The sequence below is a fragment of the Halomonas sp. PAMB 3232 genome, assembly GCF_031954225.1.
GTDB lineage: Bacteria > Pseudomonadota > Gammaproteobacteria > Pseudomonadales > Halomonadaceae > Vreelandella.
The window spans coordinates 1,550,470-1,572,601 of sequence record NZ_CP134865.1 but is presented as its reverse complement, the minus strand read 5'-3'; the positions used below and the strand labels follow the sequence as shown (position 1 = coordinate 1,572,601).

Here is a 22,132-nt window from a genome sequence, read left to right as displayed (position 1 = left end):
TCAGGACTGGGTGCCGCCCACGGTCAGCTCGTCGAGCTTGAGCGTGGGCTGACCCACGCCAACCGGCACGCCCTGGCCTTCCTTGCCGCATACGCCGACGCCGGTATCCATCGCCATGTCGTGGCCGATCATCGACACTCGCCCCATCGCCTCGGGGCCGTTGCCGATCAGCGTCGCACCCTTGACCGGCGCGGTAATTTTGCCGTCCTCGATCATGTAGGCCTCGCTTGCCGAGAACACGAACTTGCCCGAGGTGATATCCACCTGGCCGCCGCCAAAGCTCACCGCGTAGATGCCGCGCTTGACGCTTTTGATGATCTCGTCCGGGTCGTCCTGACCGGCCAGCATCACCGTATTGGTCATGCGCGGCATGGGTAGGTGGGCAAACGACTCGCGCCGCGCGTTGCCGGTCGGCGCCATGCCCATCAGCCGTGCGTTGAGCTTGTCCTGCATGTAGCCGGTAAGAATACCGTCCTCGATCAACGGCGTATTCTGGCCAGGCGTACCTTCGTCGTCGACGCTCAGCGAGCCGCGCCCGTCCATGATCGTCGCGTCGTCCACCACGGTCACGCCTCTGGCGGCGACCTGTTGCCCCATGCGCCCGGAAAACGCCGAGCTGCCCTTGCGGTTGAAGTCACCTTCCAGGCCGTGGCCGACGGCTTCGTGGAGCAAAATGCCCGGCCAGCCCGCACCGAGCACTACCGGCATCTGACCCGCTGGGGCATCGATGGCCTCCAGGTTGACCAGCGCCTGGCGTACCGCCTCCCTGGCGTAAATCGCCGGCGCGCCCTGCTCTTTTAACGTGGCCATGGAGTAGCGCCCGCCGCCGCCGGCGCCGCCGCGCTCGCGGCGGCCGTTTTTGGAGGCAATCACGCTGACGTTGAAGCGCACCAGCGGACGAATGTCCGCGGCGAGCGTGCCGTCGCTTGCCCGCACCAGCACCACCTCATAAGTGCCGGAAAGCGAAGCGCTGACCTGGCTGACACTCGGATCCGCCGCCCGCGCTACCCGGTCGGCCTCCATCAGCATGGCCACCTTCTCCTCAGCGCTAAGCCCCGCCAGCGGATCGATCCCGGCATAGAAGTGCTCGGCATGAGTCATCGCTACCGGCTGGCCGGCGCGCTTTTGGCCGCTGCGCACGATGCCCGCCGCGGTACGTCCGGTATCCAGCAGGGCGTTGGCGTTGATCTGATTGGAGTAGGCGAAGCCGGTCTTCTCACCGGCCAGAGAACGTACGCCTACGCCACCGTCGATGTTGTAGCTGGCCTCTTTCACGCGCCCATCTTCCAGCACCCAGCCCTCCTGCCAGGTCCGCTGAAAGTAGAGATCCGCGTAGTCGACCCCGGCGCCAAGCGCGACGTCGAGCCCGGTGTCCAGCGCCTTTAAATCCAGCCCCCCGGGCGTCAACAGGATAGAGGCGGCAAAATCCAAATCACTCGTGTGTGCGGTCATTAGGGGCCTTTTAGCGTAACCCGCGGCGAGGTCCAGGGACCCTGCACGCGAAAATGTAAAGTGGTCGCTCGGTTTAGCGTCTCGCCAAACAGCTGGTCGGCAACGAACAGCGCCGCGCCCGCCACCGGCGCGCCCACCGCGAGCGCGGCGATGGGGAGCGTCTGGCTAACGGGCAGTGTGACGCCAAGATGCTGGTCGAGTTCGCGTTGGAGCAGGTTAACATGTCCATTGAATCTTAACGTGGCGGCCGGCGCTTCGATTTGCAAGGGTTCGCGAAGCGTTAAACGCCCACCGGCGACCGTTGCACTGCCTTTGAGACGATCGAAGGCCATGCCTTCGCCGGTGATGTCGGTAAAATCGAGCCGTAAACGACGCAGCAGGTTGTCGAAATTCAAGAGCCCGACGAGCTTTGCCGAGGGCGAGTTCATCGATAAAAAGCGGCCATCACGAATATCGGTATCGAGCTCGCCGGTGGCGCGGGCCAGATCGACCTGCCAGGGCGCCCCCAACCATTCGAGCGACGCGTTAGCGCGCGTCACGCGACTGGTCATCGGCACCGGCTGACCGAGCTCCTCGAGCGCGGTGCCAAGGTCCCCACCGCGCACGGCGATATCCGCCCGGGTCTGGTGATCCTGCCAGAAAAGCTCGCCGGTCAACGACAGCTCGCCCAGCGTAAGCCCCACCGGCGACAGCGCAAAGCGTCGCTCCCCGGTTTGCCAGTAAGCGGTGAGCGGGCCGATGCGGTGATCATGAAGGCTGACTTCGGCAAGCCTCAAGCGTCCGTTGGGCACATCACCAAGCCAGGCCGGGGCGCTGAACACCTCGGGCGGCGAGGTCTCGACCGCCGCAAGCCAGGAGTCCGGCGCCGGAGCAGATTCACTGCCCAGCGAAAGCCCCACCAGCCGGTCGGCGTCGAGCGAGGCCACGGTAATGTCCAGAGGCCGCTCAAGCGCTGGCTGATACGCCACCCGGCCGGAGACGATATCGCCGCCAACGCGAGCGTCGAGCGTTTGATCAGCCAGCTGCGCCGACAGGCTGAGCGCCCCCAGGCAGCGCTGATTGGCGCTCAAACACGGCGTATCGAGCATCAGACTCACCGGGGTATCGAAGCGCGGAATCTCTGGCGGTCCCTCGCGTTGCCCACTGCCCTCGGTCAGCGGGGCGAGCGCACGCTGCCAGTCGAGCACGTCGAGCCGTGCAAGATTCGCCTGGAGCGCCAGCCCGCCGCCGGGAGGCACCTCGGGTAGCGTCGCGGCGCGGCCAATGGCCACCGCCCCGTCGACGGCGTCACCTAGCCGCAGCCGAGCCTCGACCACCTCGCCCAGGCGAGCATGTAGCGCGCCATTTTCGACCTCGCCTTCGATCTCGAGCGGCCAGGGCGTACCGCGGGATTTGTTGAATGGTGCGGGCAAGCGGCTTTCGACGCCCACCAGATCGCTTTGAAACCCAAGCCAGATGCTGGGCTCCAGACGAATGTGGCCGTTCCAGTCAGCCCGGCCATTCAACAGCGCATTGGTGCGCTGAGGGTCCACCCCGGCCAGGGTGAAAAGCTCGCCGGTATCGACCACGCCGCCAAGCGAAATACCGCTTTCCGGCACGTCGAAGTCGGCGCGAACGGGCCCGTCGAGCAGTCGCCCTTGGGCGTTACCCAAAAGCGCGAAGCGCTCGCCACGCTGCTGCCAGTTCAGCTCGCCGCCGATGTCGGTCAGCGGGGCCTGCGCGAAAGCAGCGTGACTTAGCCGCGAAAGCGATGGACGCGCCGTGATGTCGAGCGCGAGCGTGTCGGGCTCATCCAGCTCAAGGGTGAGCTGCAGGTCGCCATCGACCTCGCCGCTGGCGCGCACATCGCTTAGAAACGACGTGTCGACCTCCGGTATGGCCTGAATGAAATCGATCATCGAGGCCGCGCTGCTGGCGAGTTCGCCGTCGACCGCCAAGTGGTCATCCTCGAGCGTCACCTCGCCATCGCGCGCCTGGACCCCCAGGCTCTGGGCGCGGTCGACGCGCGCGCTGAGCGTCTGGCCTTTAAAGCTCAGCCGACCAGCGACGTCCTCGATCATCGGCCAGCCCTCGCCGATCGGCAAGAAACCCTGCTCGATATCGAGCGCCAACGCCACGGTGGGCGGGTTGCCCGAGCGGTTTTCACCAATAGGAAGCCCTAGCCGCAGCGAGCCGCTGGGCACGACCCCGCCCACGTCGTTTGAAAGCCACTCCAGCAGGCCCTCGTCCAACACCTTCACCGGGAGCCACTGGGGCAGCGGCGTGGCGATAGCGTCGACGTTGGCAAAGTCGATATTGAGGCCGAACTGGCCGCGGCCCTGGCCGTTGATCAAACCAAAGCCCCCGGTGATCTCGGCGCCGTTCCAATCGATGTCGAGCTCGCGGCCGCTGACCATGGTATTGGGCCCGTCGTAGACCCATTCCACCATACCGCGGGCGTGGCGAAGCGCCATGGGCTCGGCGAACACGCCGGGAAAGTTGAGCTGGCTGTCACCGTCGCTTGAAAACGTTACCCGTCCGCGACGGTCCCGCGCCTGTACCCAGGCATCGAGCGGCCCGCCTCCCGGCGCCTGCTGCCAAGGCTCGACGCTTACGTCGTTGAGTGCGACGTCCACGCCCCAGTGGCCGTCACGCTGACCAAGTGCAATCCCCTTCACTTGGCCGCTGGGCGAAAGCGTTTGCAATACCCGAGTCAGCGATTCGGGCAAAAAGGCGTACTCTCGCCAGGCCGTCAGCGAAGCCAGTTCAAACGCGCTGGTGCGCAGTGCCCAGCGGCCAGGCTGGTGGGTCAAATACCAGTGGCGCGGCAGAGCCGGGCCTTCGCTGACGTTGTCCGGCTGCGCCCACTCGACGCTTTTGGCGTCGCCGCTGAGCCAGGCCTCGCCGCCGTCGCCGTCGCGCTCCCACTCGCCGCTGGCCTGAATATCGCGCAGAACGGCGAACTGCTCTTGCTGTCTGAGCGTCAGTTGGGGAATACCGACGCCGGCGCGCACCCGATCGAGCCGGCCGCCGAACCACTCGCCCCAAAGCCGCACCGACCCGCCGGCCTGCTCGATGTAAGGCATGTGATCGGCGCGGAACACGTCGCCAAGCGCCACCAGATGATCGAGCTGAAGCTCCAGCTGTACCGCGGCGGAGAAGTCGCTCGGCCCGCCGGGGCCCGGCTGCATTTCCGCCTGCACGATTAGCGCAGGCAAGGCGCGTTGGTCAGCGGGTGTATCTGCATCGAGAATATTGACCGTACCTTCGAAGCGGGCGAGCTCGTCGCTACCGCCGAGCAGCAAACGCGGCGCGTTCAGCGCCAGGGTCTGCTCGCGTCCGTGCAGGGTCAGCTGACTATCGCGCAGCCAAAGCCGCTGCTTGAGCACCAGCGCGGTCCAGCGGTCGATCCGGTTGAGATCCACGCTGGGCTCCTGGGCGAACAGCAGCGGAAGCGTTGCCGGGTCGGGCCATCCCCAGGATCCATCGTCGAGCTGGTAGAGGTGAACGTCGAGTTCGCTTATCCGGGCATCGCTGAAAATCGGCGCAAACGCCTTGAGCGAAGCCCAGGTGTCCAGGCGAAGGTAAGCACTCGGCAGCGTTAAAAGCGGCGCCTGGTCAGTGCTGGCCGTAAGCCCCTCCAAACGCAGTACCAGATCGTTTCGCTCGAGCGATAGCGACAGATGCTCGATGGAGACCGGCGCGCCGATGTGGGTCTCGAGCAGGGACTCGATCGAGGGAATCAGGCTGTCGGCCTGGCTAAACGAAAGCCGCAGCACCAAAAGGGCCACGGCAATCAGGGCAAGGAGCGCGGCTACCAGCATCAGCAGTCCGCGTAGAAGATAAGCCACTGGCGTCATTACATCAGCACGATATCGTACTGTTCCTGTGAGTAGTGCTGCTCGACCTGAAAGCGAATGGTCTTGTCGATGAACGCCTCCAGATCCGCGACCGCCGCGGACTCCTCGTCGAGCAGCCGGTCGACCACGGGCTGGGAGGCCAGCACTCGGTAAGTATCGGCGCTGTAGGCGCGCTCTTCGCGCAGAATCTCGCGAAAGATTTCGTAGCAGACGGTTTCCGGCGTTTTCAGGGTGCCGCGTCCGTGGCAGGTCGAACACGCCTCGCAAAGCGTTTGCTCGAGGCTTTCACGGGTGCGCTTGCGCGTCAGCTGTACCAGTCCGAGCTCGGTCACACCGGTGCACTTGGTCTTGGCGTTGTCGCGCTCCAGCGCCTTCTCCAGCACTCTGAGCACCTGGCGCTGGTGCTCGACGTCCATCATGTCGATGAAGTCGATGATGATGATACCGCCCAGGTTTCGAAGGCGCAGCTGGCGGGCGATGGCGGTGGCCGCCTCGAGGTTGGTCTTGAAGATGGTCTCCTCGAGATTGCGGTGGCCCACGTAGCCGCCGGTGTTGACGTCGATGGTGGTCATCGCCTCGGTCGGATCGATCACCAGATAGCCGCCGGACTTGAGCTGCACCTTGCGCGCCAGCGCCTTTTGAATTTCGTCCTCGACACTGTAGAGATCGAAGATCGGCCGCTCGCCGGGATAGTACTCGATGCGATCCACCGCGTAGGGCATGAACTCCTCTGCGAACTCGACCAGCTTGACGAAGTTCTCTCTCGAGTCGATGCGCACCTTTTCGATGTCGTCACGCATCACGTCGCGCAGAATACGCATGAACAGCGGCAGGTCGTCGTAAATGACGCTCGGGGGCGTAGCGCTCACCTTGCGCTCGCTCACCTTGCGCCAGATGCGCAGCAGAAAGTACATGTCGCTTTCGAGCTCCTCGTCACCCACGCCTTCGGCAGCGGTGCGCACGATGAAGCCGCCGGTGATCTCCAGGCTTTGTGCTTCGATGCTTCTGTCGAGCAGTGCCTTCAGCCTCTCGCGCTCGCCTTCGTCCTCGATGCGCTGGGAAACGCCGTGGTGGGGCGAGTCGGGCATGTAGACCAGATAGCGCGACGGAATCGACAGATGCGTGGTCAGCCGCGCACCCTTGGTGCCGATCGGGTCCTTGGTGACCTGCACCACCAGCGCCTGGCCCTCGTGCAGAAGTACCCCGATCGGCGGGTGCGGCTCGCCGGCGCCCGCCTCGGCCATCACTTCGTGGGCGTGAATGAAGGCGGCGCGCTCGAGGCCAATATCGACAAAGGCAGCCTGCATTCCAGGCAGAACCCGCACCACCTTGCCTTTGTAGATATTGCCTACGATCCCGCGCCGGCGCGAACGCTCGATCAGCGCCTCTTGCAGCACGCCGTTTTCGACCAGCGCCACGCGGGTTTCCATGGGGGTCAGATTGATCAGGACTTCACCGCTCATGCGCTCTTCCTTATGGGCTCGCTGGCCTCAAGGGGGTTCCATGTCCCAACCACTTTACAGGCGAGCCGACCAAACGGACACACCCTGGCGCGAAAGTAACGCCGCCGTCTCGAAAAGCGGAAGTCCGACCACCGCCGAGTGGCTGCCCCGAATTTCCTCGACGAATACGGAGGCCAGGCCTTGAATCGCATAGCCCCCGGCCTTGTCCCAGGGCTCGCCGGTCTCCCAGTAGCGCGCGATTTCAGCATCACTGATCGCTCTCATGCGCACCTCGGTGGTGACCACCGTTGAGAGCGTACCCGCAGGGCCGATCACGGCGACCCCGGTCATGACCTGATGGGTCCGGCTGGAAAGCGCGGCGAGCATCTCGCGGCCGTGAGCAGCGCTTTCAGGCTTGCCCAGCACGCGGCCATCAAGCACCACGGCGGTATCGGAGCCAAGTACGGCTAGCCCGGTCGCACCAAAGCACGCCCGGGCCTTGGCGATGGCCAGGCGCTCGACGTAGTCGTGGGCCGACTCGTTTTCCAGGGGCGTTTCATCGATGTTGCTGGCGCGCACCTCGACCGCCACGCCAATGGAGGCCAAAAGCGCCTTGCGCCGAGGCGAGGCAGAGGCCAGACACAGCGTCGGCGCGCGGTGGGCGCCATCAACACTCACGACGCGCCCTTGACCGCTCGGCGCTCGAGCGCCAGGAGCATGGTGGCAAGCCAGGGCCACAGCAGCCCGCTGATCAGCGCGGAGATCAAAAACGAGAGATGGATGGTGAAATTGCCGGTCAGCACCCGCAGCCACTGCTCGATGAGCTGCACGAGCCCTAGCAGCACCAGCACCAGCACCGCCTGCTGAACCAGCGAGTAGGCGCGAAAGCGCGGGTACACCAGCGCCGCCAGAAACGCGAGCGTGGTGTACACCAGCGCGTGCTGCCCCAGTACGCTGCCCTCGATCAGATCCAGCATCAGCCCGATCATGAAACCGTGCAGTACCCCCACGCGGTCCGGCACGCGCATGCACCAGTAGACCAGCATCAAACCGATCCAGTCCGGGCGAAAGGCTTGCCAACCATCGGCCAGCGGCATGACCTGCAGGCACAGCGAGAGCACCAGGCTCAGCCATACCACCACCAGCGGAATCACCGGCGCTCTAGCCATTGGGGACCTCCGAAGACGCCGCCTCGTTAAGGCGCTGCGAGGCGTGGATCGCCGCCGGCGAAATCGTCATCGAAGCGTCCCACAACGGTGGTTCGTCCTCCTGTTCCAGCGGCGGCGGAAACAGCAACAAGAAGTGGCGCGAACGGGTCAGCTGCGCCGACGGTACCGCACTCACCTGAGCAAAAGGCTGGCCCGGGTCGTGATAGACCTCGGTGACCCGCGCCACTGGGTAGCCCGGCGGAAAGCGCCCGGCAAGCCCCGAGGTGGTCAAGAGATCGCCTTCGCGGATATCGGCGGTGTCCGGCACGTGAAGGACGCTGACGCTGTCGTAGCGCCCGGTGCCCTGCACGATGAAGCGCAGCCCGTTACGATTCACCTGCACCGGCAAGGCGTGGCTGGCATCGGCCAGCAGCAGCACCCGGCTCGAGTAGGCCGACACCGCCGTCACCTGGCCGACCAGCCCGAAGGCGTCGATCACCGGCTGGCCGACGTAGGCGCCGTTGCGGTGGCCGCGGTCGATCACCATTTGGTGGCTGAACGGGTCGTTATCGAGCGACAAAAGCTCCGCCGACATGTAGGGAATTTCGGTACGCTCGGCGGCGCTCAAAAGCTCGCGCAGCTCGGCGTTTTCGGAGGTCAGGTTGGCCAGACGCTGGCCGCGGTGTGAAAGCGTCAGAATCTGCTCGCGCAGAAGACGGTTTTCATCCACCAACGCTTGCTGGTCGGAAAGCACCAAAGAGCCCCAGTTCAGCAGGTCGCTTGGGAGGCTCACGACCCACTGAACCGGTGCAACGACCATGGTGAGCTGAGCGCGTACGTCTTCCATGCGCGTAAAGCGCTGGTCGACAAACATCAAGGCGCTTGCCGCCAGCACGCAAAAGAAGAACCGGTAGCCCGGAATGGGGCCGTGCGAAAATAGCGGTTTAATAGGCAACCCCTCGCAGTAAACCGCTGGAATCAGTCGCTCGAGAGCAGCTCGAAGGTATGCTGATCGATCATTTCCAGCGCTTTACCACCGCCGCGCGCCACGCAGGTCAGCGGGTCTTCGGCGACGATCACGGGAAGGCCCGTCTCTTCGGCGATCAGCTTGTCCAGATCGCGCAAGAGCGCCCCGCCACCGGTCAACACCAGGCCGCGCTCGGCGATGTCCGAGGCAAGCTCGGGCGGTGACTGCTCGAGCGCGCTTTTGACCGCGGCGACGATCGAGCCGAGCGTCTCCTGCAGTGCCTCGAGAATCTCGTGGGAGTTGAGCGTGAAGCTTCTGGGGATGCCTTCGGCCAGGTTACGCCCGCGAACATCGATTTCTCGAAGCTCGCCGCCGGGGTAGGCGCAGCCGATCTCTTCCTTGATACGCTCGGCGGTAGCTTCACCGATGAGGCTGCCGTAGTGGCGGCGCACGTACGCGGTGATCGCCTCATCGAAACGGTCACCGCCTACGCGGATGGATTCGGAGTAGACGACGCCGTTGAGCGAGATGATCGCGATTTCGGTAGTACCGCCACCGATATCGACGACCATCGACCCCTGCGCTTCCTCGACCGGAAGTCCAGCGCCGATCGCGGCGGCCATCGGCTCTTCGATCAGAAACACTTCGCGGGCGCCCGCGCCTTCGGCGGATTCACGAATGGCGCGGCGCTCGACCTGGGTCGACATGCACGGCACGCACACGAGAACGCGGGGGCTGGGGGTCAAAAAGGTGCTTTGATGCACTTTACGAATGAAGTGCTGGAGCATCTGCTCGGTCACGGTGAAGTCGGCGATGACGCCATCCTTCATCGGACGGATCGCCGTGATGTTGCCCGGCGTGCGGCCCAGCATCCGTTTGGCATCGGCGCCGACGGAGGCGACGCTACGCATATTGCCCGATTGGCGAATGGCGACGACGGAAGGCTCGTCCAGGACGATGCCGCGACCGCGTACATAAATCAGTGTGTTGGCCGTACCCAGATCGATCGATAGATCGCTGGAAAACAGCCCCCTCAAGCGTTTGAACATGGATGTTGTTACCTAGTGCAGACCGGGAACCCTGTGCGGATGCAAACGGTATCACCGCAACCCCTTGGCAGCAAGCACGAGTCGCTCCCCTGCCCGTTGTGTGGATTGTGTGGTACCTTTTGCGGCTATTTTAGTGACGTTCTGTCGATTGACGGCGTCTTGTTGACCGTACGTATACCGCCCAACGCGAAATACGTTCCATTACGTTTGTGAGGAAACCGCGATCATGGCACTTGAAGAATCTCACGTGCGCCGGGCCGCGCACCTGGCGCGGCTGGCGATCAGCGACGATCAGGCCGGCCGTTTTGTGGACGATCTCAGCCGAATTCTGGACATGGTCGACCAGCTTCAGCAGGTGAATACCGACGGCGTCGCCCCGCTCGCCCATCCGCTCGACGCCACCCAACGCCTGCGCGCCGACGAAGTCACCGATTCCAATCAGCGCGACGAGTATCAGCGCTGCGCGCCAGCGGTGGAAGACGGCCTATACCTGGTGCCTCGCGTGGTGGAGTGAGGCCACCTCCTCCCGCCCTTTCGACTTTTCATATTCGCCCCGAACGGAGCTTTTGGGTCATGCATAATCAAACCGTAACCCAGCTGGCGGCCGCCTTGAAAAGCGGCGAGCTCTCGAGCCGAGAGATCACCGCCCACTATCTACAGCGGATCGAGCGGCTCGACAGCAAGCTCAACAGCTTTATCAGCGTGACCGCCGAACAGGCGCTGGATAACGCCGAAGCCGCCGACAAGGCGCGCGCCGCGGGCGACACCCACGCGCTTGCCGGTATTCCACTGGCGCTCAAGGACATCTTCTGCACCAAAGGCGTTAAAACCAGCTGTGGCTCGAAAATGCTGGATAACTTCGAAGCGCCTTACGATGCGACCGTGGTCGAAAAACTGAATGCCGCGCGCACCGTAAGCCTTGGCAAGACCAACATGGACGAGTTCGCCATGGGCTCCTCCAACGAGAACAGCCATTATGGCCCGGTGAAAAACCCCTGGGATCTCCGGGCAGTGCCCGGCGGAAGCTCCGGCGGCAGTGCAGCGGCGGTCGCGGCGGGCCTGGTGCCAGCCGCGCTCGGCACCGACACCGGCGGCTCGATTCGCCAGCCCGCCGCGTTTTGCGGCATCACCGGCCTCAAGCCCACCTACGGGCGCGTTTCGCGCTTTGGCATGATCGCCTACGCCTCGAGCCTCGATCAGGCCGGGCCCATGGCGCGCAGCGCAGAGGATTGCGCGCATCTTCTCAACGTCATCGCCGGTCACGACGTGCGCGACTCCACCTGCGCCACCCGCGGCGTGCCGGACTACACCGAGCAGCTCGATGCGCCGCTTTCCGGGCTCAAGATCGGCCTGCCGAAAGAGTACTTCGGTGACGGCCTGAATCCGGACGTCGAGCGCGCGGTGCGCGAGGCGGTGAAGGTGTACGAGTCGCTCGGCGCGACCGTGCGCGAGGTGAGCCTGCCGCACACCCACTACGCCATTCCCGCCTACTACGTCATCGCCCCGGCAGAAGCCTCGTCGAATCTGTCGCGCTATGACGGCGTGCGCTTTGGCCACCGCTGTGAAGATCCAAGGGATCTGATCGACCTTTATACCCGTACCCGCCAGGAAGGGTTCGGCGAAGAGGTGAAGCGGCGCATTTTGATCGGCACGCACACGCTCTCGGAAGGCTTTTTCGACGCCTACTACATCAAGGCGCAGAAAGTCCGCCGTCTGATCCGTCAGGACTTCCTCGATGCGTTCGAGGACGTCGACGTGCTGATGGGCCCGGCCGCGCCGACCACGGCGTTTGACCTGGGCGCGAAAAAGGACCCGGTGTCGATGTATCTGCAGGATATCTACACCATCGCCGTCAACCTGGCGGGCATTCCCGGCATGAGCGTGCCGGCAGGCTTCGTCGACGGCCGCCCGGTCGGGCTTCAGATTCTTGGCACCCACTTCGCCGAGGCGCAGCTTCTGAACGTGGCCCACCAGTTCCAGCAGGCCACCGACTGGCACCTTCAACGTCCCGCACTCGCCGAGGAGAACGCCTAATGCAATGGGAAACCGTCATCGGGCTGGAGGTTCACGTTCAGCTCGCTACCCGCTCCAAGATCTTCTCCGGGGCGTCGACCGCGTTCGGCAGTGAGCCCAACACCCAGGCAAGCGCGGTAGACCTGGGGCTACCCGGCAGCTTGCCCGTGCTCAACGAGCAGGCCGTGGCGATGGCCGTTCAGTTCGGCCTCGCAGTACACGCCGGCATTCCCGAAGTATCGGTGTTCGATCGCAAGAACTACTTCTATCCGGATTTGCCCAAGGGCTATCAGACCAGCCAGATGTACCACCCCATCGTGGGCCCGGGCGAGGTCGAGATCACCCTGGATGACGAGGTGACCAAGCGCATCCGCATCCACCACGCGCACCTGGAAGAGGACGCAGGCAAGTCGCTGCACGAAGACTTCCAGGGCATGACCGGCATCGACCTGAACCGCGCCGGCACCCCGCTTCTGGAGATCGTTTCTGAGCCGGACATGCGAAGCGCGAAAGAGGCAGCGGCGTATCTCAAGGCGATCCACTCGATCGTCACGTATCTTGGCATTTCCGACGGCAACATGGCGGAAGGCTCGATGCGCTGCGACGTCAACGTCTCCGTGCGCCCCAAAGGACAGGAAGCGTTTGGCACCCGCGCCGAGATCAAGAACGTCAACTCGTTTCGCTTCGTCGAGCGCGCCATCGCCTTCGAGGTCGAACGCCAGATCGAGCTGATCGAGGACGGCGGTAAGGTGGTCCAGGAGACGCGCCTGTTCGACCCGGAGCGCGACGAGACGCGCAGCATGCGGACAAAAGAGGAAGCCAACGACTACCGCTACTTCCCCTGCCCGGACCTTTTGCCGGTCGTACTCGACCAGGCGTATCTCGACCATTTGAAAGGTCAGCTGCCGGAACTACCCGCCGACAAGCGCGCGCGCTTTCAAAACGAGCTGGGGCTGTCGGCGTACGACGCCAACGTGCTCTCTGCCAGTCGCGAAATGGCGGAGTTTTTCGAGGAAGTGTACCAGGTCTGCGGTGACGCCAAGCAGGCGGCCAACTGGGTTCAGGGCGAACTCTCCGGGGCGCTCAACCGGGAAAACCTGGGCGTTGCGCAAAGCCCGGTGTCAGCGCAGCAGTTGGGTCAGCTCATCAAGCGCGTGGTCGACGGCACGATCAATGGCAAGGCTGCCAAGGAGGTCTTCCAGGCGCTGTGGAACGGCCAGGGGCGCGACGCCGACGAGGTGATCGAGGCCAAGGGCCTGAAACAGGTGACCGACACCGGTGCCATCGAGGCGATGATCGACGAGGTGATTGCGGAGAACCCGGCCCAGGTCGCGCAGTACCGCGACGCGGAGCCGGAAAAGCGCGGCAAGATGATCGGCTACTTCGTCGGTCAGGTGATGAAAGCCTCGCGCGGAACCGCCAACCCGCAGCAGGTCAACGGTCTCTTGAAAGAGAAGCTCGACGCGCTGCTTTGATCCCTTTTGCAGGGCAGTTGCTTAACGCCAAAACGGCGGCCTTCGGGCCGCCGTTTGGGTATCTGACGCTCGGCCCTGCTAAAGCTGGCCGGGCTCAATAAAGCGCACGAGCCGGGCCACCCCGGCCGCCCATACCGGCGCCGTGAGCTCGGCGAGGGCGCCGGTGGCAAAGGCGGGGCCACGGGTTTCGCGCCCCTCGACCAGATAGCCACACAGCGCGCCGACCAGCGGCATGTGGCTCACGAGCATGATCGTCTCGCCTTCCGGCTGCGCCAGGAGCCAATCGCTCACCGCCCGCGGCGCATCGTCCGGCGTGATGTTCGATAGCGTTTCGACCGGCACGCCGAGCGCATCGCTCACCGCGGCGGCGGTTTGCTGAGCGCGCCGATAGGGGCTCGCGCAGAGCCTGACCGCCCCCAAATCGTCCTGAGCCGCAAGCCAGCCGGCCATGCGCGCCGCCTCGTACTCGCCCTGGGCGGTCAGCGTGCGCGCATGGTCGACCTGCCCCGGCCCTGCTTCGCCGTGGCGCATGATCAAAAGGCGAGCATCACTTGCCATGGGCGCCTCCCGTTTCGCTGTGCGCCCGATGGACGGCCTCTCGGGGCAGCACGAACTCCACGTCGCTGCTGTGCTCGTTCATCATCAGCATGCCGGCCATCTCCTTGGGCGCCACGCCTTCGAACAGCACCCGGTTGAGCCCTTCGGCAAGCGGCATGTAGACGTTCATCTCCCTCGCCTTGTCGCGCACGAGCCTGACCGTATTGACGCCTTCCGCCACCTGGCCCAGCGCGTCGATGGCCTCCTGGAGCGTACGCCCTTCGCCCATGGCAAAGCCCACGCGATAGTTGCGCGAAAGCTTCGACGAGCAGGTCACGATCAGATCGCCCACCCCGGCCAGGCCCAGAAAGGTCATCGGGTTCGCCCCCTGGGCGACGGCGAAGCGGCCCATTTCCGCCAGCGCCCGGGTCATCAGCATGCTGCGGGTGTTCTCGCCCATGCCAAGCGCGGCGGCCATGCCAGCGGAGATGGCGTAAATATTCTTGAGCGCCCCGCCGAGCTCCACGCCGTGGCGGTCGTTGCTGGCGTAAACGCGAAAGTAGCCACAGCCCAGCGCCTGCTGCACACGGGTGCGAGTCAGCGGGTCCTGGCTTGCCACCACGGTGGCGGTCAGCTGCTTGTCGGCGATTTCCGAGGCAAGGTTGGGGCCGGCGATCACCCCGATATGGGGAAAACCCGTCTCCTCTTCCAGCACCTGACTCATCAGCAAAAAGCTGTCCTGCTCGATGCCCTTGGTGGTGCTGACGAGAATTTGCTCTTTTGTAAGCCACCGTTTGGCCTGACGCACGACGTCTCGAAAGGCGCTGGAGGGAATGGCGACGAGCACTAGCGCCGCGCCCTCGACGGTTTCGCGGATGTTGGTCGAGGCGGTGACTGCCTCGTTGATTGCGTAGTCGGGCAGGTAGCGCCCGTTTCGGTGCTCGGTGTTGATCTGCTCGACCAGCGCCTCGTCGCGCATCCACTGGCACACCTGGGCGCCGTTATCGGCGGCGATACTGGCAAGCGCGGTGCCGAAGCTTCCGCCGCCGAGCACCGCAACCTTGATCTGCTCCAAAGCCATGACGTCATCCTACTCTTTCGGGCGATGCAGCTACTTTATCACTTATCGCTTTGACCAGGACGCTGGATAACGGCCTGTTTTCTAGCGCTAAAAAAACGGCCCGCCAAAAGGCGGGCCGCATTGCTTAAACGCTGATCAGGCGGTAAGAACGCTATTCAACCGCTTGACGTAGGCGGCCGGGTCGTCGAGATGGCCACCTTCGGCGATGATGGCCTGGTCGAGCAGGATGTGGGCCAGCTGGGTGAACTGCTCGCCCTCGGCGCCTTCCAGGCGCGCCACCAGAGCGTGATCCGGGTTGAGCTCGAGAATCGGCTTCACCTCGGGCATCGGCTGGCCGGCGGCCTCCATGATGCGGCGCATCTGGTAGCCCATTTCGTGCTCGGGCAGCACCACGCAGGCCGGGGAGTCGGTCAGGCGATGGGTGATCTTCACTTCCTGAACGCCCTCGGCCAGCGCCTCTTTCACTCGCTTGACCAGCGCCTCCTTCGATTTGGCGGTCTCTTCCTGGGCCTTCTTCTCCTCTTCGTCTTCCACATCGCCAAGGTCGAGCTCGCCCTTGGCCACGTCCGCAAACGACTTGCCGTCGAACTCGGTCAGATGGCTCATCAGCCACTCGTCGATGCGATCCGACAGCAGCAGGACTTCGATGCCTTTCTTGCGGAAGATTTCGAGGTGCGGGCTGTTCTTCGCTGCGTTGAAGCTGTCCGCGACCACGTAGTAGATTTTCTGCTGACCTTCCTTCATGCGCTCGATGTAGCCGGCCAGCGACTGATCCTGAGCGGCGGTATCGGTATGCGTCGAAGCGAAGCGCAGAAGACCGGCAATGTTTTCGCGGTTGGAGGGATCTTCGCCCGGGCCTTCCTTCAGCACGCTGCCAAAGGTGTTCCAGAACGTCTGGTACTGCTCGCTGTCTTTCGAGAGCTTCTTGAGCATGTCCAGCGCGCGCTTGGTGAGTGCGCCCTTGATCTTTTCGACCTTCGGGTCCTGCTGAAGAATTTCACGCGACACGTTGAGCGACAAATCGCGAGTATCCAGCACCCCCTTGATGAAGCGCAGGTAGAGCGGCAAAAACTGCTCGGCGTCGTCCATGATGAACACGCGCTGTACGTAAAGCTTCACGCCGCGGGCACCGTCGCGCTCGAACATGTCGAACGGCGCGCGGCCGGGCACATACAGAAGACTGGTGTACTCGAGCTTGCCTTCGACCTTGTTGTGGCTCCAGGTCAAGGGGTCGCTGAAATCATGGGCGACGTGCTTGTAGAACGCCTTGTACTCGTCGTCGCTCACCTCGGATTTCGGACGCACCCAAAGCGCGGTGGCTTCGTTGATGGTCTCCCAGGTCGTGACTTCGCTACCTTCGATCTCGTTGCCGTCATCGTCCTTTGCAGTTTCGACCTTCGGCATACGCACCGGCACTTCGATATGATCCGAGTACTTGCGCACCAGCCCTTTCAAGCGGTAGTCGTCGGCGTACTCCTTGGCATCGTCCTTGAGGTGCAGGGTAATTTCGGTGCCGTGAAAATCGAGCTCGAGGTCGGCGACGCTGAACTCGCCCTCGCCCTTCGAGCGCCATTCCACGCCTTCACCTTTCTCGCTGCCCGCCTTGCGAGTGCGCACGACCACTTCGTCAGCAACGATGAAACCGGAGTAGAAACCGACACCGAACTGGCCGATCAGCTTGGCGTCCTTTTGCTGCTCGCCGGTGAGCTGTTGCATGAACTCGGCGGTACCGGAGCGCGCGATGGTGCCCAAATTGGAAATCACGTCGTCGCGGTTCATACCGATGCCGTTGTCGCGCAGCGTCACGGTGTTGGCGGCGGCATCGTGCTCGATTTCGATACGCAGGTCGCTGTCGCCTTCGTACAGCGCGTCGCTATCGAGCGCGGCGTAGCGAAGCTTGTCGCAGGCATCCGCAGCGTTGGAGATCAGCTCGCGGAGAAAGATCTCCCGGTTGGAGTACAGGGAGTTGATCATCAGGTTCAGAAGCTGTTTGACTTCCGTTTGAAAACCAAGCGTTTCTTCGTGGGTTGCCGTGCTCATGCGTAGCCCTCAATTGCCTATTGCTGCGTTACCAATGCGCTTTTTTAGCGCGAAACGTTCGTGTGAACGTCAATATGGGGCCAGGCCGAATGATTTCAAGAACACGGTGATACCGAGCAAGGGCCCGGGGTTCAAGGCTCAGGTTCAAGGATCAGGTGTCCAGCGGTTCCGGGTCGCCGTACTTCCACGCCCGATAGCCAATCAAACGCCGGTCGATGCGATCCAGAAGCCAGCCAATGATCAGCGCGTCATCGACGACGCCGATGAGAAAGAGAAAGTCCGGAATCAAATCGAAGGGCATGATCAGATAGCCAAGCGCCAGCGCCATCATGCCAAACGCCGACCAGGGCACCGGACGGTAGCGGCCGCTCACGACATCGCGCGTCATGGGGAAAAACAGTTTCAACGCCCGCGCGATACGCTTGAACGCCCCAACACGGCCTTTCAAGCGCCCAAGCCACCACCCTTTCATCCATCGTGCCATGAGTATTCGTCCTTGTGAAAAATGCAGGTCAACGCGTCAAGTCCCCCAATTGTAGGGGCAAGCGGCGCCGTTATGGTCCACTATAGACGCTCAATACCCCAGCAGTCAGCGCCACCCGTTTAAAGAGAGGAAGCCATGCCGGTTTTGCGATTACGTTTTCGCCTTAAAGCGCTGGGCGTCGCCGCGCTCGTCGGTTTAGCCGCCCAGGGAGTTGCCACGCCGAGTCTGGCGGCAACGGACGCCCAAATGAGCGCGGCACTCAACGCTGCCCGCGACCAGCAGTGGCAGCGCGTCGACGAGCGCGCCATCGCCGGCCACGTGCTCGAAGGCTACGTCGAGTATCATCGCCTGCGCGGGCGTCTTCCCAACGTCTCTTCCGGCGAGGTTCAGGACTTTCTCCAGCGCTACAGCGATTCGCCACTTTCCGAGTGGATGCGCGGCCAGGCAATCGCCAATTACGGCTACGCCGGGCGTTACAACGACCTGTTGGCTATCGCCGACGGCGTGCCGGACGGCACCGCCCGCCAATGCTACTACTACACGGCACTGCTGGACCGGGCGCCTTTGGAGGCGCGCGCCGCAGGGCTCGATCTCTGGCGCACTGGCAGCTCCCAGCCCAACGCCTGCGACACGCTCTTCAATCGCCTGCGCGCCGACGGTACGATCGATGACCGCGCGGTGTGGGAACGCAAGATGCTGGCCTGGCAGGCCGGTGACATCGGACTTTCGAACTACCTTAACGGCCTGCTGGGCGGGCAGTGGCAAAGCGCCATCGACACCGTGGAGGCCACCCACCGCAGCGCCTCGATGATTGCCCAGGCGCCGGCGTGTTTGGGCCCACAGTGCGCGGCAAGCGCGGCGTTCTATCAGGCCGGCATGCAGCGCTACACCCAGGAAAACACGCCCGCCGCGCTGAGCGCCTGGCAGAGCCTGTCGCCCCGGCTGGCGCTCGATAGCGACGCGCAGCGCGTCATCGAGGAAGAACTCGCCTTTTATGCGCTGGTTCGAAGCGTACCCGGCGCGCTTGGCTGGGTGGACAGCGTGCTGCCTTCGCTTGGCAGCGAGCGAGTGCTCGAGCTCCGCGTGCGCCGCGCGCTCGAAGATCGCCAGTGGCAGGACGTCATGCGCTGGATCGCCCAGATGCCGCCGACCCAGCAGGAGAGCAGCCGCTGGCAGTACTGGCTGGCTCGGGCCAACGAGCAGTTGGGTAACCGGGACGCCGCCGAGGCGCGCTATCGCGAGGCAGCGCTGGACCGCAGTTTTTACGGCTTCGCCGCCGCGGAGAAGCTCGGCATTCCCTACCGGTTGAACAACGAGGTCAGCTACTTCGACGAGGTGTCGCGCGAGCGCACCGCGAACCTTCCGGTGGTGCAGCGCACCGAGGCACTGCTGCGTATCGGTGAAGACGGCCTGGCCAACAGCGAGTGGCTTTACGCCGCGCGCACCTTGCCCCCGCTGGAGGCCCGGGCGCTGGCAGACTACGCCGCCCAGCGTCAGTGGTACGCGCGGCTGGTGCAAACCACCATCGCCGGCGAGATGTGGGATGCACTGGAGTGGCGCTTCCCGCCGGCCTACCGTGAAAGTTTCATGCGCTGGGGCAACCAGACCGGGGTCGACCCTTACCTTTTAATGGCGATTACCCGTCGCGAAAGCGCCTACAACCCGGTGGCGCTCTCGCCTGCCGGTGCCCGCGGCTTGATGCAGCTGATGCCGGGCACCGCCGCCCAGGTGGCCCGCCAGCTGGGCCTGGCCGACCCGGGGCCTTACGGGGTGCTCGACCCGGAGCTCAACATTCGCCTGGGCAGCACCTATATTCGTGAAAAGCTCGACCGCTACCGCGGCAACCGCCTGGCGGCGACGGCGGCCTACAACGCCGGCCCCGGCCGGGTCGACCAGTGGCTGGGCAGCGGCATGGAGTCGTTCGACCTGTTCGTTGAGAGCATTCCGTTTCGTGAAACCCGCGACTACGTTCAGGCGGTGCTGAGCTACCGAGTGATTTTCGAAAGCCTGGCCCGGGGCGGCGACAGCCAGGGCGTGACGCTCTTGAGCGATAACGAGCAGCAGAGTCGCTACGACCGCGCCCTGCTCACGCTTCGCTAGCCACATCCTCAGCGCCCGGCTAAACCGGGCGCTGCTCGAGCGCCAGGCGCAGGCCGAAGAGCACCAGCACCGCGCCAGTCGTGGCGTTGAGCACTCGCGCAAAGCGAGCGCTGGCCAGCCATCGCCCGGCACTTCCCACCAGCAGCACCACGCCAATTTGCCAGACATTGGCAATCACGAAATGCACGCCGGCGAGCCACAGCGACTTCAAAAGCACTGGCTCGGTGGGGGCGATGAACTGCGGTAAAAACGCCATGTAGAACACCACCGTTTTGGGGTTGAGCACGTTGGACAAGAGCCCTTCGCGAATCGGCCTCCACAGCGGCACCGGCGAGTGCGGCTGGTCGAGCGCGCCGACGGGCAACGCCACGCCGCGCCTGGCGGCCAGCAGGCTGGTGATGCCCAACCATACCAGATATCCAGCCCCGGCGAGCTTGAGCAGATTGAACGCCATCGCGGACTGCAACAGAATGAGCGAGATACCCAGCGCGGAAATCGTGGCGTGCACGAACAGCCCGCAGCAGATCGCAAGGCTGGTGACGACGCCGTCGCGCACGCCGCCGCGAGCGGTATTGCGAATCACCAGCAGCGTGTCCACGCCGGGGGTGATCGAGAGCAGCGTGATCGCGATCAGAAAGGGAATGAACTGGGCATCTACCAGCGTAATAGGGCTCATAAAGCGGCGCTCTTTGCGTTAAAAGAATCCTGACGTCGTCACTGGACGACCCCTTTTTTTACTTCTAAAGTGATTTTGTAGGCGCTAAAAGCGCCTATCTATTATTAAAAGCTCGTTAAGGAAACGAAAGATGGCAACTGGTACCGTCAAGTGGTTCAACGACACGAAAGGTTATGGCTTCATCTCTCCGGATGACGGCGGCGACGACCTTTTTGCGCACTTCTCAGAAATTCAGGCTGAAGGCTTCAAGACCCTGCAGGACGGTCAAAAAGTCACTTTTGAAGTCACGCAAGGCAAGAAAGGCCTTCAGGCTTCCAACATTCGCGTTTCCTGATCGGCGCGCGAAGATAAAGGCCCGCCTGGCGGGCCTTTTTATTGCCTGAACATCGACTAAAGTGCCGCCGGGTCACTGCGCGGCGTTCAGCTCATCGAGATCGCGCTCCTGCTCGTCGAGCGGCGCCTCGTCATTTTCAGCGTCGGCGTCGTTTACTTCTTCACCTTCTACTTCGCCGGTTCCGTTTGATTCCAGCGCGCCGGGCTCCTCTGTAGCCGCACTCGAGCCATTGTCGCTCTCGTCATTGGCGCGCTGATCGATCGAAGCGTCGTCGCTCGCTGCGTCAGCCTCCTCTACGCTTTCGCCACCCGGCGCGGCGGCGGCTTCTTCAGTCTCGGCCGCGGTTGCGTTTTGCGACGCCTCGGTACCGTCGTCATTGGCAGGCGCTTGCGCCGTATCGTCGCTTGGCGAAGTGGAAGCACCCTGCTCATCGCCGGCGCTGGTATCGCCGCCCGGGGCCGCCGTCGCTTCCTGGGGGGTAGCGGCTGGCCCGGGCTGAGCGGCACCGCTTGCCGTCTCGCTCGAAGACGCGGCGTCGGCGTTGGTGCTCCCTGCGCTATCGCTCATCGAGGCGCTGGATGACGGATCAACACTCTGCTCGGAAACGTCGCTCTGAGCAGCGCTTTGTTGCGCGGCGGATCGGTCTTCGTCATCGTTATCGTTGCCGCCACGGTTGGCGATGAGCGCGGTGGCTACCGCCGCGGCGCCGGCGATCGCGGCGGTACTGAGCATCGAGCTTCCGCTGCCGGGCTGGTGGGCGCTTGTGCCCAGCGCCGCGGCGTTCGTTGCGCCGGTGCTACGCTCGCGCTCCATCTCCTGGAACTGCTCGTTCAGACGCTGCTGCGCCTCTTCGAAGCGCCGCTCGGTATCCTCGATCAGGGCATCGACATCCGTCGCGTCCAGGTTCTCGTTCTGGCGCTCGCTTTCGGGCAGGCTACTTTCGACTTCCCAGTCGCTGGAGAAGCTTTCACTCTCCGCGGGGTCGAGTTCCGGCGTCTGGTTCTCGACCTCCTGGAACTGCTGCTCGAGCTGGCGCTGCGCCTCCTCGAAGCGGCGCTCGGTTTCGGCGATCACTTCATCGACATCGGAGCGGGTGGTTTCACCTGGCATGGCGCTCTCTTCATCGAGCGCCTCTTCCGGGTCGGCAGCCAGGGTATCTTCACCGGCCTGCACCTCTTCGCCGACCGTCGACTCGGCGCCTTCAGCGTCGAGCGCCTCGGCCTGTTCGAGCTCCTCAGCGGCCTGGCGCGCTTCGACGTCGTCCTCCATTTCACCGGCATCGGGCATGTCGGCGGCGTTCTCGGCGGCCAAGGGGGCCTCTTCGTTGTCGATGACCTCATCATCGGAGACGGCACTGTCCGTCGATTCCGGCTCGACGGTCGGCTCTTCCTGGCTATCACCGCAGGCGCTCAGCACGAGCGCCAGACTTGCCAGCAGCGGAATCCACAAGCGATTTACCATCGGGCGACTCTCCTTTGGTGGCCATGTGTAATGG

18 protein-coding genes are annotated in these 22,132 nt (G+C 63.8%); 5 read left to right on the top strand and 13 right to left on the bottom strand.

Annotated elements, in window-relative coordinates; all coding sequences use genetic code 11:
• From tldD to RN346_RS07050, 7 genes are read right to left on the bottom strand one after another with little or no spacing between them, the layout of a single operon-like run.
• The gene (tldD, locus tag RN346_RS07080) at positions 1 to 1,452 is read right to left on the bottom strand and encodes a metalloprotease TldD (protein WP_311962567.1); all 1,452 of its coding nucleotides are present in this window, start codon (positions 1,450 to 1,452) and stop codon (positions 1 to 3) included.
• Positions 1,452 to 5,291, bottom strand: a complete 3,840-nt coding sequence (locus tag RN346_RS07075) for an AsmA-like C-terminal region-containing protein (RefSeq protein WP_311962566.1) — start codon at positions 5,289 to 5,291, stop codon at positions 1,452 to 1,454. The genes tldD and RN346_RS07075 overlap by 1 nt, the downstream gene beginning before the upstream one ends.
• A complete protein-coding gene (rng, locus tag RN346_RS07070; protein WP_311962565.1) occupies positions 5,291 to 6,754 on the bottom strand; it encodes a ribonuclease G in 1,464 nt (487 codons plus the stop codon). Before rng ends, RN346_RS07075 begins: the two co-directional genes overlap by 1 nt.
• 54 nt (positions 6,755 to 6,808) lie before the next feature.
• Positions 6,809 to 7,411, bottom strand: a complete 603-nt coding sequence (locus RN346_RS07065; RefSeq protein WP_263584326.1) for a nucleoside triphosphate pyrophosphatase — start codon at positions 7,409 to 7,411, stop codon at positions 6,809 to 6,811.
• Positions 7,408 to 7,902: a rod shape-determining protein MreD gene (gene mreD / locus RN346_RS07060; protein ID WP_263584327.1), complete on the bottom strand. Its 495-nt coding sequence runs from the start codon at positions 7,900 to 7,902 to the stop codon at positions 7,408 to 7,410. Before mreD ends, RN346_RS07065 begins: the two co-directional genes overlap by 4 nt.
• Positions 7,895 to 8,836 carry a rod shape-determining protein MreC gene (gene mreC, locus RN346_RS07055; RefSeq protein WP_263584328.1) on the bottom strand — a complete coding sequence of 314 codons (942 nt, stop codon included), beginning with the start codon at positions 8,834 to 8,836 and terminating at the stop codon, positions 7,895 to 7,897. The genes mreD and mreC overlap by 8 nt, the downstream gene beginning before the upstream one ends.
• Positions 8,837 to 8,859: 23 nt before the next feature.
• Positions 8,860 to 9,897: a rod shape-determining protein gene (locus tag RN346_RS07050; protein WP_018915723.1), complete on the bottom strand. Its 1,038-nt coding sequence runs from the start codon at positions 9,895 to 9,897 to the stop codon at positions 8,860 to 8,862.
• Between the two features lie 226 nt (positions 9,898 to 10,123).
• Between RN346_RS07050 and gatC the strand changes: the two genes are divergently transcribed.
• The 3 genes from gatC to gatB are packed head-to-tail and all read left to right on the top strand — an operon-like array spanning position 10,124 to position 13,385.
• Positions 10,124 to 10,411 carry an Asp-tRNA(Asn)/Glu-tRNA(Gln) amidotransferase subunit GatC gene (gatC, locus tag RN346_RS07045; protein ID WP_263584329.1) on the top strand — a complete coding sequence of 96 codons (288 nt, stop codon included), beginning with the start codon at positions 10,124 to 10,126 and terminating at the stop codon, positions 10,409 to 10,411.
• Positions 10,412 to 10,470: 59 nt separating this feature from the next.
• Positions 10,471 to 11,931 carry an Asp-tRNA(Asn)/Glu-tRNA(Gln) amidotransferase subunit GatA gene (gene gatA, locus RN346_RS07040; RefSeq protein ID WP_311962564.1) on the top strand — a complete coding sequence of 487 codons (1,461 nt, stop codon included), beginning with the start codon at positions 10,471 to 10,473 and terminating at the stop codon, positions 11,929 to 11,931.
• Complete coding sequence (gene gatB / locus RN346_RS07035) at positions 11,931 to 13,385, top strand: Asp-tRNA(Asn)/Glu-tRNA(Gln) amidotransferase subunit GatB (protein ID WP_263584331.1); 1,455 nt, start codon at positions 11,931 to 11,933, stop codon at positions 13,383 to 13,385. Before gatA ends, gatB begins: the two co-directional genes overlap by 1 nt.
• 78 nt (positions 13,386 to 13,463) lie before the next feature.
• Here the strand turns inward: gatB and sixA are convergent, their stop codons facing one another.
• From sixA to RN346_RS07015, 4 genes are all read right to left on the bottom strand, one after another.
• A complete protein-coding gene (gene sixA, locus RN346_RS07030; protein ID WP_263584332.1) occupies positions 13,464 to 13,943 on the bottom strand; it encodes a phosphohistidine phosphatase SixA in 480 nt (159 codons plus the stop codon).
• Positions 13,933 to 15,003 (bottom strand): NAD(P)H-dependent glycerol-3-phosphate dehydrogenase, encoded by a 1,071-nt coding sequence (locus tag RN346_RS07025; RefSeq protein ID WP_311960669.1) that lies wholly within the window; start codon positions 15,001 to 15,003, stop codon positions 13,933 to 13,935. Before RN346_RS07025 ends, sixA begins: the two co-directional genes overlap by 11 nt.
• Before the next feature lie 135 nt (positions 15,004 to 15,138).
• Positions 15,139 to 17,043, bottom strand: a complete 1,905-nt coding sequence (gene htpG / locus RN346_RS07020; RefSeq protein ID WP_311962562.1) for a molecular chaperone HtpG — start codon at positions 17,041 to 17,043, stop codon at positions 15,139 to 15,141.
• Positions 17,044 to 17,194: 151 nt separating this feature from the next.
• Positions 17,195 to 17,527: a YkvA family protein gene (locus RN346_RS07015; protein ID WP_263584335.1), complete on the bottom strand. Its 333-nt coding sequence runs from the start codon at positions 17,525 to 17,527 to the stop codon at positions 17,195 to 17,197.
• Positions 17,528 to 17,662: 135 nt separating this feature from the next.
• Between RN346_RS07015 and RN346_RS07010 the strand changes: the two genes are divergently transcribed.
• Complete coding sequence (locus RN346_RS07010; RefSeq protein ID WP_263584336.1) at positions 17,663 to 19,627, top strand: transglycosylase SLT domain-containing protein; 1,965 nt, start codon at positions 17,663 to 17,665, stop codon at positions 19,625 to 19,627.
• 19 nt (positions 19,628 to 19,646) lie between these two features.
• Here the strand turns inward: RN346_RS07010 and RN346_RS07005 are convergent, their stop codons facing one another.
• Complete coding sequence (locus RN346_RS07005) at positions 19,647 to 20,303, bottom strand: LysE family translocator (RefSeq protein WP_311962561.1); 657 nt, start codon at positions 20,301 to 20,303, stop codon at positions 19,647 to 19,649.
• A 130-nt stretch (positions 20,304 to 20,433) separates the two neighbouring features.
• Between RN346_RS07005 and RN346_RS07000 the strand changes: the two genes are divergently transcribed.
• A complete protein-coding gene (locus tag RN346_RS07000) occupies positions 20,434 to 20,637 on the top strand; it encodes a cold-shock protein (RefSeq protein WP_252107491.1) in 204 nt (67 codons plus the stop codon).
• A 72-nt stretch (positions 20,638 to 20,709) separates the two neighbouring features.
• Here the strand turns inward: RN346_RS07000 and RN346_RS06995 are convergent, their stop codons facing one another.
• The gene (locus tag RN346_RS06995; RefSeq protein WP_311962560.1) at positions 20,710 to 22,098 is read right to left on the bottom strand and encodes a hypothetical protein; all 1,389 of its coding nucleotides are present in this window, start codon (positions 22,096 to 22,098) and stop codon (positions 20,710 to 20,712) included.
• Between the last annotated feature and the right edge of the window lie 34 nt (positions 22,099 to 22,132).

Bases quoted from the DNA above. Each gene is read 5' to 3' on its own strand.
- tldD (WP_311962567.1), bottom strand. From the start codon at position 1,452: ATGACCGCACACACGAGTGATTTGGATTTTGCCGCCTCTATCCTGTTG.
- RN346_RS07075 (WP_311962566.1), bottom strand. From the start codon at position 5,291: ATGACGCCAGTGGCTTATCTTCTACGCGGACTGCTGATGCTGGTAGCC.
- rng (WP_311962565.1), bottom strand. From the start codon at position 6,754: ATGAGCGGTGAAGTCCTGATCAATCTGACCCCCATGGAAACCCGCGTG.
- mreD (WP_263584327.1), bottom strand. From the start codon at position 7,902: ATGGCTAGAGCGCCGGTGATTCCGCTGGTGGTGGTATGGCTGAGCCTG.
- RN346_RS07050 (WP_018915723.1), bottom strand. From the start codon at position 9,897: ATGTTCAAACGCTTGAGGGGGCTGTTTTCCAGCGATCTATCGATCGAT.
- gatC (WP_263584329.1), top strand. From the start codon at position 10,124: ATGGCACTTGAAGAATCTCACGTGCGCCGGGCCGCGCACCTGGCGCGG.
- gatA (WP_311962564.1), top strand. From the start codon at position 10,471: ATGCATAATCAAACCGTAACCCAGCTGGCGGCCGCCTTGAAAAGCGGC.
- gatB (WP_263584331.1), top strand. From the start codon at position 11,931: ATGCAATGGGAAACCGTCATCGGGCTGGAGGTTCACGTTCAGCTCGCT.
- sixA (WP_263584332.1), bottom strand. From the start codon at position 13,943: ATGGCAAGTGATGCTCGCCTTTTGATCATGCGCCACGGCGAAGCAGGG.
- RN346_RS07025 (WP_311960669.1), bottom strand. From the start codon at position 15,003: ATGGCTTTGGAGCAGATCAAGGTTGCGGTGCTCGGCGGCGGAAGCTTC.
- htpG (WP_311962562.1), bottom strand. From the start codon at position 17,043: ATGAGCACGGCAACCCACGAAGAAACGCTTGGTTTTCAAACGGAAGTC.
- RN346_RS07015 (WP_263584335.1), bottom strand. From the start codon at position 17,527: ATGGCACGATGGATGAAAGGGTGGTGGCTTGGGCGCTTGAAAGGCCGT.
- RN346_RS07010 (WP_263584336.1), top strand. From the start codon at position 17,663: ATGCCGGTTTTGCGATTACGTTTTCGCCTTAAAGCGCTGGGCGTCGCC.
- RN346_RS07005 (WP_311962561.1), bottom strand. From the start codon at position 20,303: ATGAGCCCTATTACGCTGGTAGATGCCCAGTTCATTCCCTTTCTGATC.
- RN346_RS07000 (WP_252107491.1), top strand. From the start codon at position 20,434: ATGGCAACTGGTACCGTCAAGTGGTTCAACGACACGAAAGGTTATGGC.
- RN346_RS06995 (WP_311962560.1), bottom strand. From the start codon at position 22,098: ATGGTAAATCGCTTGTGGATTCCGCTGCTGGCAAGTCTGGCGCTCGTG.